Annotated in this window: 12 protein-coding genes and 2 tRNA genes; 6 read left to right on the top strand and 8 right to left on the bottom strand. The window is 61.0% G+C overall.

What is annotated here, in order from left to right; translation table 11 throughout:
- Positions 1–138: 138 nt before the first annotated feature.
- On the bottom strand, positions 139–1,578 hold the full coding sequence (gene hydA, locus HDC32_RS05745) for a dihydropyrimidinase (protein WP_131698148.1): 1,440 nt from the start codon (positions 1,576–1,578) through the stop codon (positions 139–141).
- A gap of 591 nt (positions 1,579–2,169) precedes the next feature.
- Here hydA and HDC32_RS05740 point away from each other — a divergent pair.
- Together HDC32_RS05740 and HDC32_RS05735 are read left to right on the top strand one after the other, a co-directional pair.
- Entirely contained in the window at positions 2,170–3,651 is a 1,482-nt protein-coding gene (locus HDC32_RS05740; RefSeq protein WP_184742865.1) for an NCS1 family nucleobase:cation symporter-1, read from the top strand.
- A 25-nt stretch (positions 3,652–3,676) separates the two neighbouring features.
- A complete protein-coding gene (locus tag HDC32_RS05735) occupies positions 3,677–4,960 on the top strand; it encodes a Zn-dependent hydrolase (protein ID WP_131698146.1) in 1,284 nt (427 codons plus the stop codon).
- 122 nt (positions 4,961–5,082) lie between these two features.
- Here HDC32_RS05735 and HDC32_RS05730 read toward each other — a convergent pair whose 3' ends face one another.
- From HDC32_RS05730 to HDC32_RS05715, 4 genes are all read right to left on the bottom strand, one after another.
- On the bottom strand, positions 5,083–5,541 hold the full coding sequence (locus tag HDC32_RS05730) for an REP-associated tyrosine transposase (protein WP_131698145.1): 459 nt from the start codon (positions 5,539–5,541) through the stop codon (positions 5,083–5,085).
- 281 nt (positions 5,542–5,822) lie between these two features.
- Positions 5,823–7,241 (bottom strand): efflux transporter outer membrane subunit, encoded by a 1,419-nt coding sequence (locus HDC32_RS05725; RefSeq protein WP_184744108.1) that lies wholly within the window; start codon positions 7,239–7,241, stop codon positions 5,823–5,825.
- A 7-nt stretch (positions 7,242–7,248) separates the two neighbouring features.
- Positions 7,249–8,415, bottom strand: a complete 1,167-nt coding sequence (locus tag HDC32_RS05720) for an efflux RND transporter periplasmic adaptor subunit (protein ID WP_145337603.1) — start codon at positions 8,413–8,415, stop codon at positions 7,249–7,251.
- A complete protein-coding gene (locus HDC32_RS05715; protein WP_184742862.1) occupies positions 8,405–11,626 on the bottom strand; it encodes an efflux RND transporter permease subunit in 3,222 nt (1,073 codons plus the stop codon). The genes HDC32_RS05720 and HDC32_RS05715 overlap by 11 nt, the downstream gene beginning before the upstream one ends.
- A 207-nt stretch (positions 11,627–11,833) precedes the next feature.
- Between HDC32_RS05715 and HDC32_RS05710 the strand changes: the two genes are divergently transcribed.
- Positions 11,834–12,244: a hypothetical protein gene (locus HDC32_RS05710; protein WP_131698142.1), complete on the top strand. Its 411-nt coding sequence runs from the start codon at positions 11,834–11,836 to the stop codon at positions 12,242–12,244.
- Here the strand turns inward: HDC32_RS05710 and HDC32_RS05705 are convergent.
- Positions 12,241–12,402: a hypothetical protein gene (locus HDC32_RS05705; RefSeq protein WP_167655709.1), complete on the bottom strand. Its 162-nt coding sequence runs from the start codon at positions 12,400–12,402 to the stop codon at positions 12,241–12,243. The genes HDC32_RS05710 and HDC32_RS05705 overlap by 4 nt on opposite strands.
- A 211-nt stretch (positions 12,403–12,613) precedes the next feature.
- Between HDC32_RS05705 and HDC32_RS05700 the strand changes: the two genes are divergently transcribed.
- A complete protein-coding gene (locus HDC32_RS05700; RefSeq protein WP_131698141.1) occupies positions 12,614–13,276 on the top strand; it encodes a C39 family peptidase in 663 nt (220 codons plus the stop codon).
- A gap of 49 nt (positions 13,277–13,325) precedes the next feature.
- Here the strand turns inward: HDC32_RS05700 and pbpG are convergent, their stop codons facing one another.
- Positions 13,326–14,249: a D-alanyl-D-alanine endopeptidase gene (gene pbpG / locus HDC32_RS05695; protein ID WP_184742859.1), complete on the bottom strand. Its 924-nt coding sequence runs from the start codon at positions 14,247–14,249 to the stop codon at positions 13,326–13,328.
- Between the two features lie 207 nt (positions 14,250–14,456).
- Positions 14,457–15,311, bottom strand: coding sequence for a bifunctional methylenetetrahydrofolate dehydrogenase/methenyltetrahydrofolate cyclohydrolase FolD (gene folD, locus HDC32_RS05690; protein ID WP_090402619.1), 855 nt, complete (start codon positions 15,309–15,311; stop codon positions 14,457–14,459).
- 275 nt (positions 15,312–15,586) lie between these two features.
- Between folD and HDC32_RS05685 the strand changes: the two genes are divergently transcribed.
- Positions 15,587–15,663 (top strand) — tRNA-Arg (locus tag HDC32_RS05685).
- Between the two features lie 32 nt (positions 15,664–15,695).
- Positions 15,696–15,771, top strand: a tRNA-His gene (locus HDC32_RS05680).
- Positions 15,772–15,818 lie beyond the last annotated feature (47 nt).

Genomic DNA, 15,818 nt, shown 5'->3' with positions numbered 1-15,818 from the left:
TTTTTGGATTGCCTCTAAGTGGGCATTTTTGTTGCCTGTACTGGCCTCATCGGGGGCAAGCCCCCTCCCACATTCGACCGAGTTGTATCTGAATGAATGCGGTCAAGTGTGGGAGGTGGCTTGTCCCCGATAGCGGTCTCAGCGCTTCACAGCAACCGGCCTGGAATGCTCCGCCCGCTTGCTCAACTGCTCAAACACCGACGGATACGCCGGCCGTTCCACATAGCGCCCGGCGCCGCGCTCGGCGCGCAGGTCGCCATCGGCCCAGACCAGCTTGCCCTGGCTGATGGTGTGGCTCGGCACGCCGCGCACGGTCTTGCCTTCGAAGATGTTGAAGTCGACCTTCTGATGGTGCGTCTTGGCGGAAATGGTCCGCGTACCCTCGGGGTCCCACAGCACCAAGTCGGCATCCGCACCCACGCGGATCGCGCCTTTGCGCGGGTAGAGGTTGAAGATTTTCGCGGTGTTGGTGGAGGTCAGCGCGACGAACTCCTGCATCGACAGGCGTCCGGTGTTGACCCCTTCGTGCCACAGCAGCGCCATGCGGTCTTCGATACCGGCGGTGCCGTTGGGGATCTTGCTGAAATCGTCACGCCCGGCGGCTTTTTGCTCGGCGCAGAAGCAGCAGTGGTCGGTGGCGGTGGTGTGCAGGTTGCCCGATTGCAGGCCATGCCACAGCGCTTCCTGATGCCCGCGTGGACGGAACGGCGGGCTCATCACATAGCCGGCGGCGGTTTGCCAGTCGGGGTGCTGGTAGACGCTGTCGTCCAGCAGCAGGTGGCCGGCGAGCACTTCGCCGTAGACCGCCTGGCCCTTGCCCCGGGCGTAGGTTATTTCATCCAGCGCCTCCTTGGTAGACACGTGCACCAGGTACAGCGGCGTGCCGATGGTCTCGGCGATACGGATTGCGCGGCTGGCCGCTTCGCCTTCCACCTGGGACGGGCGCGACAACGGGTGCGCTTCCGGCCCGGTGATGCCCTGGGCCATCAGCTTGCGTTGCAGGTGGTACACCAACTCGCCGTTTTCCGCATGCACGGTGGGCACGGCGCCGAGTTCCAGGCAGCGTTCGAAGCTGGCCACCAGGGTGTCGTCGGCCGCCATGATTGCGTTCTTGTAGGCCATGAAATGCTTGAAGCTGTTGATGCCGTGGTGGCTGACCAGCTCGGCCATTTCCTCGCGCACCTGTTCGCTCCACCAGGTGATCGCCACATGAAAGCCGTAGTCGGACGCAGACTTTTCTGCCCAGCCCCGCCACTGATGGAACGCTTCCATCAACGATTGCTGCGGGTTGGGAATCACGAAGTCGATGATCGAGGTGGTGCCCCCGGCCAGACCCGCCGCCGTGCCGCTGAAAAAATCTTCACTGGCCACTGTGCCCATGAAGGGCAGTTGCATATGGGTATGGGGGTCGATGCCGCCGGGCATCAAATATTGTCCGCTGCCGTCGAGTTGTTCAGTGCCGGCGGGAATATCCAGGTCCGTGCCAATAGCGCGAATCAGACCGCCTGCGCATAAAACATCGGCGCGGTAACTTTCATCATGGGTAATAACGGTGGCGCCACGGATCAACAGCGACATGTCGAGTTCCTCACAGGCTTGACCGGCTTGTGCCAGTTCTAAGTGTTGTATTGCTACGCGCCGATGGTCGGTTAATTCCTGTCATCGGTGACAGGAATAGAAACTAGCCCGAGTTTTTCGATTGAGCAAGAAGATTTTTTATAAGCTTATACCGTATTTAATTTATTGATTTATAACGATAAAAATACAAAATCACCAAAATGTAGCGGTCTCTCACCATTTTGACGCACTTGACAGGTTCTTAATATGAGCAACATTTCTTATTGCAAATCAGACGCTTGAGACATGCCTCTTGACGGGGTCGGTAAATAAAAATAATTGTGGTGCACCAGATTGAGTCCTGACGGTTCGGATAACTGGCGCGTTATTTAGCCTGAGTAGCGCGGCAAGTACTGCAGGCACAATCGGAAAGCTGATTAACATCAGCGAGTTATATAAGCGGTGCGGGTTCGAGAGCGGTTGTCGGCACGGTTATTGAGTGCAGTGGCGGCTGGCCGGACCCGTGATGTCATGTTGTTTACGAGGTACTCCGGCCACCCAGCGTTCAGCGCGGGGTGAGCAACAATAATTCGAAAAAACCGTGGAGCGGCCATGCAACAGAACAGATCGCAAGTCATTGAGCGCGACGGCCTGTACGAACTCGACGCCGGCCCCGACGTCCTCGACAGCCCTCGCTACAACCACGACATGGCACCGACCAAGGTGCACGAACGCACCTGGAACAAGTGGCACATCACCGCGCTGTGGGTCGGCATGTCGATCTGCGTGCCCACGTACACCCTGGGCGGTGTGCTCACCGCGTATTTCGGGTTGTCGGTGGGCGAGGCGCTGATGGCGATTTTGCTCGCCAATGTCGTGGTGCTGATCCCGCTGACCCTCAACGCGTTCCCCGGCACCAAGTACGGCATTCCGTTTCCGGTGTTGCTGCGTTCGTCCTTCGGCATCCTCGGCTCGAACGTGCCGTGCCTGATCCGCGCGCTGGTGGCGTGCGGCTGGTTTGGTATCCAGACGATGTTTGGCGGGCTGGCGATTCACCTGTTCCTGGGCTCGATTTTCGAGGGGTGGAAGTCCCTCGGCGGCACCGGTGAAGTGATCGGCTTCATGATGTTCTGGTGCCTGAATTTATGGGTGGTGCTGCGCGGCGCCGAGTCGATCAAGCGCCTGGAAACCCTGTCGGCGCCGTTGCTGGTGGCGGTGGGTATTGGCCTGCTGGTGTGGGCGATGCCGAATGTGTCTCTCAGCGAACTGATGGCGATCCCGCCCAAGCGTCCCGAGGGCGCTAGCCTTACCGGTTACTTCATGGCCGGCCTGACCGCGATGGTGGGCTTCTGGGCCACCTTGTCGCTGAATATTCCCGACTTCAGCCGCTACGCCAAAAGCCAGAAGGACCAGATCCTCGGGCAGATTTTCGGCCTGCCGCTGACCATGTTCCTGTTCGCCGCCCTCGGCGTGATCATGACCGCCGCCTCGGTGAAACTGGTGGGCGTCAGTGTGTCCGATCCCGTGACCCTGATCGGCCATATCCAGAGCCCGGTGTGGGTGGCCGTGGCCATGGCGCTGATCATCGTCGCGACCTTGTCCACCAACACCGCCGCGAACATCGTCTCGCCCACCAACGACTTCCAGAACATCGCGCCCAAGCTGATCAACCGCACCACGGCGGTGATCCTCACCGGTTTGGTGGGGTTGGTGCTGATGGGCCATGAACTGCTGAAAAAACTCGGCTTGATCGTCTCTGATGTGAGCCTGGAAACCGTGTATTCCAACTGGTTGCTGGGCTACTCAAGCCTGCTGGGCCCGATCGCCGGGATCATGGTGGTGGACTACTTCATCACCCGCAAACAGCAACTGGACCTGGCCGGTCTGTACCGCGACGACGTGTACCCGGCGTGGAACTGGAGCGGCTTTATCGCCTTTGGCGTGCCGGTGGTGTTGACGTTGCTGTCGTTGGGCAGTGATGCGTTCAGCTGGTTCTACAGCTACGGCTGGTTTACCGGTTCGGCCTTGGGCGGGTTGTTGTATTACGGCCTGAATGCCAGGCGCGGAGCCAGCCCGGTCGTTGTCAATTCATAAGAAATACACGCCTGAGGAGATCCCCATGAACGCTGCCCTTGACGTTCTGCAATCGACCCACCAGCACATCAACCGCGACCGCTTGTGGCAGTCGCTGATGGACCTGGCCAAACTCGGTGCCACCCCCAAGGGCGGCGTGTGCCGCCTGGCCCTCACCGACCTCGACCGCAAGGCCCGCGACCTGTTTGTGCAGTGGTGCGAAGACGCCGGTTGCACCGTGACCGTCGACGGTATCGGCAATATCTTCGCGCGCCGTCCCGGTCGTAATCCCAACCTGCCGCCGGTGATGACCGGCAGCCATATCGACACTCAGCCTACGGGCGGCAAGTTCGATGGTTGCTTCGGTGTGCTGGCGGGGGTGGAAGTGTTGCGTACGCTCAATGACCTCAAGATCGAAACCGAGGCGCCCTTGGAAGTGGTGGTGTGGACCAACGAGGAAGGCTCGCGCTTCCCACCGTGCATGATGGGCTCGGGGGTATTTGCGGAGAAATTCACCCTGGCGGATACCTTGGCCAAGGTCGATGCGGACGGGGTCAGCGTGGGTGATGCGCTGAATGCGATTGGCTACGCGGGAACCCGTCCTGAGAGTGGGCACAAGGTCGGTGCGTATTTCGAGGCGCATATCGAACAAGGGCCGATTCTGGAGGATGAGAAGAAGACCATCGGCGTGGTGCTCGGCGCCCTCGGGCAAAAGTGGTTCGACCTGAAACTGCGCGGCGTTGAAGCGCATGCGGGGCCGACGCCGATGCACCTGCGCAAGGACGCCCTGGTAGGCGCGGCAGCGGTGGTGGCGGCGGTCAATGCCGCGGCGCTGGGGCATCAGCCGCATGCCTGCGGGACCGTCGGTTGCCTGCAGGCGTATCCCGGTTCACGCAACGTCATTCCTGGCGAAGTGCGCATGACCCTGGACTTCCGTCACTTGGAACCGGCGCGGTTGGATTCGATGATTGCCGAGGTGCGCACGGTGATTGACGAGACCTGTGCCAAGCATGGGCTGAGTTTTGAAATGGAACCCACGGCTGACTTCCCGCCGCTGTACTTCGACAAAGGCTGCGTTGACGCCGTGCGCGATGCGGCGAATGGGCTGGGCTTGTCGAACATGGACATCGTCAGCGGGGCAGGGCACGACGCGATTTTCGTCGCCGAGTTGGGGCCGGCGGGGATGATCTTTGTGCCGTGTGAGGGTGGTATCAGTCATAACGAAATCGAGAACGCCGCGCCGGATGACCTGGCAGCTGGGTGTGCAGTGCTGTTGCGGGCCATGGTGGCTGCATCGGCAGCCATCGCCAGCGGCAAACTCGCCGCCTGAAATGCGGGTAAAAAATGTGGGAGGGGGCTTGCTCCCGATAGCGGTGTATCAGTTACAGATAAGCTGACTGACCTACCGCGATCGGGAGCAAGCCCCCTCCCACATTTGAACTGTGTTTGACGTTAAACCCAGATGGCATCCCACAGTGGGTAGTCGCCAATCCGCTCGACCAAGCCCGCCCGCAATGGATTAGCCACCACATACCGGGCCATTTTCACCAAGTCATCTTCCTTGCGCAGTGCGCGGTCATGGAAGCCTTCTTGCCAGAGCCGTCCCTTGCGTCCGCTTGCACCATTGACGGTCCTGGTGCTCTTTGACTTCACCTGGCACATCAAGTCCGCCAGCGAGCCTTTTTTCAGTTCAAGCAGCCAATGGAAATGGTCCGGCATAATCACCCAAGCCAGCGAGTTGGCGAGCCCTTGGTACTGCGCCAACCGAAATTGCCAGACCACCAAGCGAGCGAGATGGAAATTGTCGAATATCGGTATGCGTTCGTGGGTGTTGGTGGTGATGAGGTAGATACGGTTGGGTTCGCTGAATCGACCGATGCGCAGGCGGTGTGAAGCGGGTAAATCTGCCATTCCCTGGCCCTCTCAAGATGTGCTTAGAGAGGCTAGATTGGAGAGCAAGAGGTTGATGGGCAGGCTTTTGGCAGCATGTGTCTGGAATGGCGCAATCGGGGGCAAGCCCCCTCCCACATTGGCTCAGCGGCGCTTATACATTGTGTGTCTGACGCAGGACCAGTGTGGGAGGGGGCTTGCCCCCGATTGCGGTAGGCCAGCTACGGATAAACTGGCTGTTCCACCGCTATCGGGGGCAAGCTCTCTCCTGCATTTAGCCTGAACTGTGCCTGGGGGGGATGTCAGGCGCCCGGTTGCCAGCCGCCGCCGAGTGCAGTCACGAGTCCTACACTGGCCTGCAACTGCCGCGTCTGCACCGCCTGCAATGTCCGCTGCGCTTGCAACGCCGCCGTCTGCGCTGTCACCACATCCAGGTAACTCACCGCACCCGCTTGATAGCTGTTCATCGCCAGCGATTGCGTGTGTTGCGCCGCGTCCGCCGCCGCTTGCTCATCCTGCGCTTCCTGCTGCAGATCCCGCAGTTGCGCGAGGTTATCTTCCACCTCGCGCACGGCCTTCAGCACCCGGCTGCGATACTGCGCGGACGCCTCTTCAAACTCGGCCTTGGCCTGGCGTTCATTGGCACTCAGGCGCCCGCCATCAAAGATCGGCACATTCATCAACGGCCCCAGCGCCCAATACCGATTACCCGCCGAGAGCAAATTCCCCACGCCCTGCGTTTGCCCGCCGATCAACCCGGTCAAGCTGAAGTCCGGATACCACGCCGCCTTGGCCACGCCGATATTCGCGTTGGCCGCAAACACCCGGCGCTCTGCCGCCGCAATATCCGGGCGACGTTGCAGCAAGTGGCTTGGCAGCTGCGACGGAACCCCCGGCAGGGTGATCAGTTGCTGGCCGGGCGGCAGCGTAAAGTCGCTGGCTGCCACGCCCACCAACTCACCGATGGCGTGCTCGGTGAGGTTGCGTTGCGCGCGCACCTCATCCAATTGCGCCTTGGCCTGCGCCAGTTGATTTTGCGCACGGGTCAGGTCCAGCTCCGAGGCTATCTGGCCCTCGTAGCGGCTGCGGGTCAGTTGCAACGCCTGGCTGAAATCGTCCAATGAGCCAGTGAGAATCCGGGTCTGCGCATCCAGCCCATTGAGCTGCACGTACAAGGTCGCCAACTGACGTTGCAAACTCAGGCGCGCCACCGCCAGGTCATCCCCGGACGCTTGCGCCTGGGCATCACCGGCCGCGACCTGGTTGCGGATTTTGCCCCACAGGTCCAGGTCATAACTCAACGAAAAACCGGCGGTGTTGCTGTTGTACACCGACGGTTGCGTATCCCCCCGCAACGGTCGCGAATCCGATTGCCGCTGGCGCAGCGGCTGTGCGCTGGCGGTGATCTGCGGGAACAGCCCGGCATGCAACTGACTGGCATAGGCTTGGGAAGCATCGAAGTGCGCCAGCGCCGCCGCCAGGTCCGGGTTGGCCTTGAGCAGTTGCTGCTGCAGGTCATTCAGGCGCGAATCGTTGTAGAGCTTCCACCATTCGGGGGCCAGTTGGTCGGACGGCTGCGCGCTGTGCCAGGGACCATCGCTGGTCTGTTCGCGGTAGTTGGCCGGCAGGTCGATCGACGGCACCTTGTAGGTCGGCGCCATCGAGCAGCCTTGCAGTGCCAGCAGCATCAACGCGGCGAGCGGTTTAAGCCCTGTGCGCATGCGCACCTTAAGCCTTGGGCGCATGCGCACCTCCGGCGTCGGCCAGTTGCACCGGGTCGCCTTCGCGCAGGGCATCGGGCGGGTTGTCGACGATGCGGTCGGCGGGTTTCAAGCCTTGGTCTATCACCAGGCGTTCGCCCAGGTCGAGGCCAATATGGATGGCTTGCAGGTGCACATGGTTCTGCCTATCCAGCACCGCCACCTGCGTGCCCTGGGCGCGGAAGATCAGCGCGCTGGCCGGGATGCTCACGCCATGGGTATCGGCCGGAATCGGCAGGGTGGCTTCGGCATAATCACCGGGCAGCAGTTCTCCGTCGGGGTTGTCGGCGACGAACTGGGCGAGCAGGGTGCCGGAACGGCGGTCGATGGCGGTGGAATCACCGATCAAGCGCGCCTTGAAGTGCTTGCCGGGATGCTCGGGCACGGTCAGCTCGGCTTCAAGGCCGGGATGGATGACCGCCGCGTAGTTCTGCGGCACCGGCACATAGAGGCGCAATTGGTGGGTGTCGGCAATGTTGAACAGTTCCGGATCGCTGTCGGTGTCGGCCTTGATCAACTGGCCGATATCGGTGTTGCGCGCGGTGATGGTACCGGCGAACGGGGCGCGAAGGGTCTTGTAGCTTTCCAGTGCCGACAGCCTTGCATAGTCGGCAGCGGCGGCCTCGGCGTTGGCCTTGGCGGCAGCGGCGTTGGAGGTTTTTTCATCCGCCTCCTGGCGCGATACCGAATGGCTGGCCAGCAGGTTTTGCCAACGCGTGGCGGTGGTTTCGGCCAGGCGTGCGTTGGCCTGTTCCTGCACCAGGCGTGCATGGGTCTGCGCCAGCTGTTGATCAAGGTCGGGGCTGTCGATTTCCGCGAGGACTTGCCCGGCGCTGACGTGGCTGCCGATATCGACTTTCCAATCCTTCAGGTAACCGCTGACCCGGGCGTGGATCGGCGCCTTGCTCCAGGCTTCCAGGTGCGCCGGCAGTCGCAAGGTATCGCCGGCCACATTCTGCTTGGGCTGGAACACCATCACGTGCGGAATGGCGGCGGTCTCGGTCCAGGCGGTGACCGATTGTTCGTGCAGCGTACGGGCATGCAGGCCGTTGGCGACCAGCAGGGCGGCCAGGGTCAGGCCGCCGACACCCATGAGCATCAGACGCTTGCGCGAGGGTTTGTGATCAGACGACATGTGGGGTTTCTCCTGCAACTGCGCGAGTAGGGTGACGACCGTGGACCAGGCTGAAGACCACGGGAACAAACAACAACGTGGCGAGAGTGGCGAAGATCAAACCGCCGATAACGGCGCGCCCGAGCGGGGCGTTCTGCTCCTCGGAAATCGCCAGGGGCAACATGCCGATGATCATCGCCAGGGCGGTCATGCACACCGGGCGGAAGCGCGTGTAACCGGCCTCCATGGCGGCCTTCAACGCATCACCATGTTCGGCCAGGCGCTCACGGCAGAAGCTCACCACCAGGATCGAGTTGGCCGTGGCTACGCCCATGCACAAGATGGCTCCGGTGAGCGCCGGCACCGACAATGAGGTACCGCTGAGGAACAGCATCCACACGATCCCTGCGAGCGCCGCCGGCAACGCGGTGATGATTACGAATGGGTCGGCCCACGACTGGAAGTTGACCACGATCAGCAGGTAGATCAGCACCACCGCACCGAGCAGGCCAAAGCTCAAGCCGCTGAAGGCTTCATGCAGCGCATCGATCTGCCCATGCAGGCTGATCACCGAGCCTTTGGGGCGCATATGCGCGGTGTCATCCAGCACTTTTTGCACGTCGCGGGCCACGCCGCCGAGGTCGCGGCCCTGCACGTTGGCGTACAGGTCCAGGGTCGGTTCGATGTTGTAGTGGGTCACCACTGCCGGGCTTTGCACGCGGGAGATGGTTGCCACGCCGCCGAGGATCTGCGACTGGCCATCGGCGCCGGTGACGGGCAGCGCTTCCAGTGACGGCAGGCTGTCGAGCCGGTATTGCGGGGTGGCGGCGACGATGGAATAGGACACGCCAGTGGCCGGGTTGAGCCAGAAGGTCGGCGCGGTCTGCGAACTGCCGGCGAGGGAGGCAACCATGCTGTTGGTCACGTCGCGCTCGGTAATGCCCAGGCCGTTGGCGCGCATGCGGTCGACATTCACCTGCAGCGACGGGTAGCCGGTGGACTGCTGGATGCGCAGGTCGGCGATGCCGGGTACGTGTTGCAGGCGACGTTCCAGCTCGATGGCATAGGCGCGGTTTTCTGCCTCGCTGCGCCCGGAGATTTTCACGTCCAGCGGCGCCGGCGCGCCGAAGTTGAGGATCTGGCTGCTGATGTCCGCCGGCAGGAACGCGAAGTGGCTGCCGGGGAAACTTTGCGGCAGCGCTTCACGCAGTTTTTTCACGTAGTCGGCGGTGGGCGCGTGGTGTTTTTTCAGGCTGACCTGAATGTCGCCATCCTGCGGGCCGATGGTGCCGCTGCTGCTGTAGGCCATGTCGATGCCGCTGAGCGGGATGCCAATGTTGTCGACGATGGTGTCCAGTTCCTCGGCAGGGATGACCTCACGGATCCGCGCTTCGATGCGGTCGAAGGCGGCGGCGCTTTCTTCGATGCGCGTGCCCAGCGGCAGGCGCACATGCAGGGCCAGCGCACCGGCATCCGTCGCCGGGAAAAAGTCCTGGCCAAGGCTGGGCAACAGCAGGAATGAGGCGAGCACACAGGCCAGAAAGCCCACGATAAAGCGCTTGCGATGACCCAGGGCCAACGTCAGCAAGCCATGGTAGGTGTCGCGGATATTCGAGAAGTGGCGCTCGAAACCTTGCTGGAAATTCAGCACGGCTTGCAGCGTGGCATTGCGCGGTTTCGTGTGCTGCTCGCCCTCATGGTGGTTGATGAATGCATCTTCAGGATGATGCCCGGCACCTGGCTCCGGTATATGTGGCTTGAGCAGGAACATCGCCAGCGTCGGCACCAGAGTGCGCGAAAGAATGAATGAGCTGGCCATGGCGAAGATCACCGCCAGCGCCATCGGCCGGAACAGATAACCGGCGATGCCTTGCAGCAGGAACATCGGCACGAACACGATGCAGATGCACAGCAACGAGACGAACGCCGGGCCGACAATTTGCGCGGCACCGTCGAGGATCGCGGTCTTCACCGGCTTGCCTTGCTCCAGGTGCCAGTTGATGTTTTCGATGGTCACCGTGGCGTCGTCCACCAGGATCCCTACGGCCAACGCCAGCCCGCCGAGGGTCATGACGTTGAGGGTTTGCCCGCTGACCGCCAGCAGCGCAATGGCCGATAGTACCGCCAGGGGAATTGACGCCGCGATAATGAGCGTGGAGCGCCAGCTGCCGAGGAACAGCAGGATCATCGCACTGGTCAGCAGCGCGGCGATGATGCCTTCCTGGGCCACGCTGCCCACCGATTGCTTGACGAATACCGAGGCGTCGCCCAGCAGCGAGGTCTTCAGTGACGGCGGCAGGGTTTCGTTGATGCGCGGTAGCATCTGGCGGATACCGTCGATGATCGACAGGGTGGAAATGCTGCCGTTTTTCAATGCCGGCATCAGCACCGCGCGATGGCCGTCGACGCGCACGATGTTGGTCTGCGGCGGCGAGCCGTCGCGCACGTGGGCGACCTGGCCGATGGTGATCAGCGCGCCGTCGACGGTCTTGATCGGCAGGTCGTTGAGCTCATCGATGGCCTTGGGACTGTTGTTGAGCAGGATCGTGTATTCGTTGGGGCCGAGTTTGGCGGTGCCCACCGGGATGATCTGGTTCTGCAGCGCCAGGGCATTGCCCACGTCCTGGGCCGACAAACCTTTGGCTGCCAACGCCTGGGGGTCGAGGTCGAGGGTGATCTGCCGCTGTTTGCCGCCCATTGGCGTGGGCATGGCCAGGCCGGGCAGGGCGCTGAGAGGCAGGCGGATATTGTTCTGCACCAGGTCGCGAATCCTGGCTTCCGACAGCGTCGGGCTGGAGAACGCCATTTGCAGGATCGGCACCGTGGAGGCGCTGTAGTTGAGGATCAGCGGCGGCGTGATACCCGGTGGCATCTGCTTGAGCACGGTTTGTGACACGGCGGTCACTTGGGCGTTGGCGGTGCGGATGTCGACGCCGGGCTGGAAGAAAATCTTCACGATGCCCATGCCGGGCAGGGATTGCGATTCGATATGTTCGATGTCGTTGACGGTAGTGCTCAGGGAGCGTTCGTAGGTGTAGATCACCCGACCGGCCATGGCGTCCGGCGACAGACCGTTGTACTGCCAGACCACGGCGACCACAGGGATGCCGATATCGGGAAACACGTCAGTGGGTGTTCGCAGGGCCGCCATCGGCCCGATGATGCAGATGAATATGGCCAACACGATAAACGTGTAGGGCTTTTGCAGTGCGGTCTTTACCAGCCCGAGCATGCGTGAACCTCCGAGGGAGCAGGATTGCAAACCCCGGCAGTCTTGCCCGACCCACCTAACACGCGCCTTTCAGCCAGGTGAAGGAACATTTAGGTGAGGGCTGAAGATCGTTTCATATGGATTCATTTGTTCTACAAGGCGTGGCTGCCCAAGCTTGCATCCCATCGGACGACTTGTCCTTTAACTGATGTTCTTTGGAGCCCTGCCATGTCACTCAAACCTTTATTGTTGATCCCCGCCCTAGGTGCTGTTTTGTTGTTGTCAGCCTGTGCCGGCCCAATTCCCAAGGCGGACCCCAGCGAAGCCTGGATTGGCTTGAAAGAAGAAGCGCCGAACGACCTGATGGCCGAACGTGTGGACGGCAAGCGGGTAGATGACGGGCGCTTTTTCGAAGTGACACCCGGGGATCACCGCTTGGACGTGACGTTATTCGAGGAAGAGCCGGGCGACGACAACCAGCAGGACTGCCAGGGCCGGGTCGAGTACAAGGATTTCAAGGCAGGTGAGCATTACACCCTGGTGGAGTCGAGCCTGGGCACCACCGTGCGCGCATCCCTGAGGGATGGGCACGGTAAGGAAGTTGCAGCGACTCAGGATTTCAGTTGCATGCCTGGCTAGGCGTGGTGCACCGCCGCTCTATGGGGCTTGGCAGGTGCCGCAGGTTTGACGTGGGGGTGGTGGTGCCGACGGGTAATGCGCAACACCCCCCACAACATGGCGGCGGCTACCGCCAGCCATCCGCAGATCAACAGGAAAATCGTTGTTGCAAGGCTCATTTTGGCCTCCTTTCGCCCCGCAGGGGGCACACACAGTCTTCTCAATGGACAGTCTAGCTACCCGGTGGTTGCCTGCTATTGACCAATGGTCGTGTTCGTCCAACTCGTTTGCTCTATCCGCGACGCTTTACTGAGCCTATGGGCTATACCCGCGTGGCAGAGCGTCCTATGATCAGGGCCCTCACCGGCAGTTGATCAAGAGAGTAAAAAATTGCGGTTACGGTCGAACCTTAAAACATCCTTGTTGCTGGCTTGTGCCCTGGGGCTCGCAGCGTGTTCCGGGCACCCGTCGAAACTTCCGGGCCTGCCGGAACGTGTCGAACTCAATGGTGTGCCGACCTTTCGCAGCGAGGCTTATCAGAGCGGTCCTACAGCGTTAGCCAGCATGCTGTCGCAACAAGGCATTGTGATGACACCGGGCTTGCTGGATAAGCCGTTGCATTTGCCGGGCGGTGAAGCGGACCTGGAGCGCAACATGCAGGTGCTGGCCCGTGAGTACGGGCTGATGGTGTACCCGCTGGATGCCAAGCTGACCGCGGTACTGGCGCAGGTGACGGCGGGTTACCCGGTGATGGCGCGGATTGGCGGCGGCCTGTTGTCTGACGCGCACTACGTGGTCGTGGTGGGTTTCAACCAGCAGAAAAGCACGGTGCTGTTGCGCTCAGGCATGGACCGACGCCTGCTGATGAGCTTCAGCGACTTTGAGTCGAAGTGGAATAGCGCCGGGCACTGGGCCATCCTCACCCAGCGCCCGAGCCAATTGCCAGCCAATGTGGATGCGCAGCGCTGGCGGGATTCGGCGAACGCAACGGCCCAGGCCGGGCAGGAGCGGGCGGCGGCGCAGGCGCTCAAAGTGTTGGCGGAGCACAGATAAAAATGTGGGGGGCAGGCAAACGCCTCCCACATGAGTTTCTCGGTGTTCTTTAACGGCGGACTTCGGCCGCATTCGCACGGTTCTTCAGGTTCTTGTCAGCCTTGTAGCGCAACGCGACGTCCGGCACCGAGCCACCCTTGCCGGTCTCGACCCAGCTACGGATTCGGCTGGCATCGGCAAAGTGAGTGAATTTGCCGAAAGCATCCAGGATTACCAGCGATACTGGACGGTTACCCATGCGGGTGACCAGCACCAGGCAATGACCGGCCTGGTTGGTAAAGCCGGTCTTGGTCAGCTTGATATCCCAGTTGGCGCGGTTGATCAGGTGGTCGGTGTTGGAGAAACCCAGGGTGTAGTTGGGCTTGCGGAACGCCACGGTCTTTTCCTTGGTGGTGCTCAACTGGCTCAGCATCGGAAATTTGTGCGCATAGGCCAGCAGCTTGCTCAAGTCGCGGGCGGTGGACACGTTGTGGATCGACAGGCCGGTGGGCTCGACATAATGGGTGCTGGTCATGCCCAGGGCCTTGGCCTTGGCGTTCATCGCAGCAATGAAGGCCGCGTAGCCGCCCGGATAGTGGTGCGCCAGGCTCGCGGCGGCACGATTTTCCGATGACATCAGGGCGATCAGCAACATCTCCTTGCGCGGCATCTGGCTGCCGATTTTCACGCGGGAGAACACGCCTTTCATTTCCGGCGTGTCGGTGATGTTGATGTCGATGTACTCGTCCATGTTCTGCTTGGCTTCAAGCACGATCAGGCCCGTCATCAGCTTGCTCACCGAGGCGATAGGCACCACCACGTCGGGGTTGCTGGCGTAGATGACCTTGTTGGTTTGCAGGTCCACCAGCATGGCGCTGCCGGAAGCGATCTGGAGTTTGGATGGATCCCGCGGCGCCAGGGCGGATTCGGCAGCGTGTGCAAAGGTGCCGGTGAAAGCAAAAAATAGGCTGACAATAGAAAGACGAATTTTCACGCGGATGAACTCGCTAAAAAGTAAGAAATACCGTTGGGAAACGGGTTTTGTGACAAATGGCGTTACATTTTAGGAGTATGGACGAGAGACTGTCGAATGTTCTTCTAAAACCAGACGAAAGTGCTTAAAAACTAAGAAAAAACAGGTTTTCTTCCGGGCAATAAAAAGCCCTGCGATAAGGCAGGGCTTTTTCAGTACGGCTGGTTATTAACCGTGCAGGGTCTCTGCGGCGTACAGGGTGTTTTCCAGCAGGCAGGCACGGGTCATCGGGCCAACGCCACCCGGCACCGGGGTGATCCAGCCGGCTCGGGGCAGGGCGGTCTCGTACACCACATCGCCGACCAGCTTGCCGTCTTCCTGGCGGTTGATGCCCACGTCAATGACGATGGCGCCTTCCTTGATCCATTCGCCCTTGACCAGGCCCGGCTTCCCGGCGGCCACGACGACCAGGTCGGCTCGGCCAACGTGGCCGGCCAGATCCTTGGTGAAACGGTGGGTCACGGTGACGGTGCAACCGGCCAGCAGCAATTCCATGGCCATGGGGCGGCCCACGATGTTGGACGCGCCGACGATGACGGCATCGAGGCCGTACAGGTCGACACCGGTGCTTTCCAGCAGGGTCATGATGCCTTTGGGCGTGCACGGGCGCAGCAGCGGGATACGCTGGGCCAGGCGGCCGACGTTATAAGGATGGAAACCGTCGACGTCTTTGTCAGGGCGGATGCGCTCGAGCAGCTTGGACGCGTCCAGGTGCGCGGGCAATGGCAATTGCAGGAGGATGCCATCCATCGCCGGGTCGTCGTTGAGGCTGTCGATCAGGTCGGTCAGGGCCTGCTGGGTGGTGTCGGCAGGCAGGTCGTAGGCCTTGGAAATAAAGCCGACCTCTTCACAGTCTTTACGCTTGTGCGAGACATAAACCTGAGAGGCAGGATCGCTGCCGACCAGGATCACCGCGAGGCCAGGCGTGCGCAAGCCTTGCTGGCTGCGCTCGGTGACTCGTTTGGCGATCTGCTGGCGCAGGCTGGCGGCGATTGATTTGCCGTCGATAAGTTGTGCAGTCATTACGCGTGATTAACCATCGAGAGGGGGAGGAAAAGTGCGCGCATTCTCGCACGCCACGGCGTGAGGGCAAAGGCGCTTGGTCCGCAAATTGGCCTAACCCCTTAAATAAAATGAATTTTTTTCAAAAAAGATTTGACGGGTTTCCAGGCCCTCTATACTATTCGTCGCACTTGTCGGGCACAGCCTAGCACTGGTTAAGAAGGTCGAGCAGAATCGTTGTTCTGCAAGGCTGGAAGCACTTAGTTTGTAATCCTCCAAGAGTACAGATTAATAAGGCGCCCGTAGCTCAGCTGGATAGAGCATCCGCCTTCTAAGCGGATGGTCGCAGGTTCGAGTCCTGCCGGGTGCGCCATTAGGCAGCTTTGGCACAAGTAGCGCTATATGGTGGGCGTAGCTCAGTTGGTAGAGCACGGGATTGTGACTCCCGTTGTCGAGGGTTCGATCCCCTTCGTCCACCCCATATTTTGAAAGGCGCCAGATTAATCGTCTGGCGCCTTTGCTTTAAGA

The sequence above is a fragment of the Pseudomonas sp. JAI120 genome (assembly GCF_014207255.1).
GTDB lineage: Bacteria > Pseudomonadota > Gammaproteobacteria > Pseudomonadales > Pseudomonadaceae > Aquipseudomonas.
This window is presented reverse-complemented; position numbering and strand designations above follow the sequence as displayed.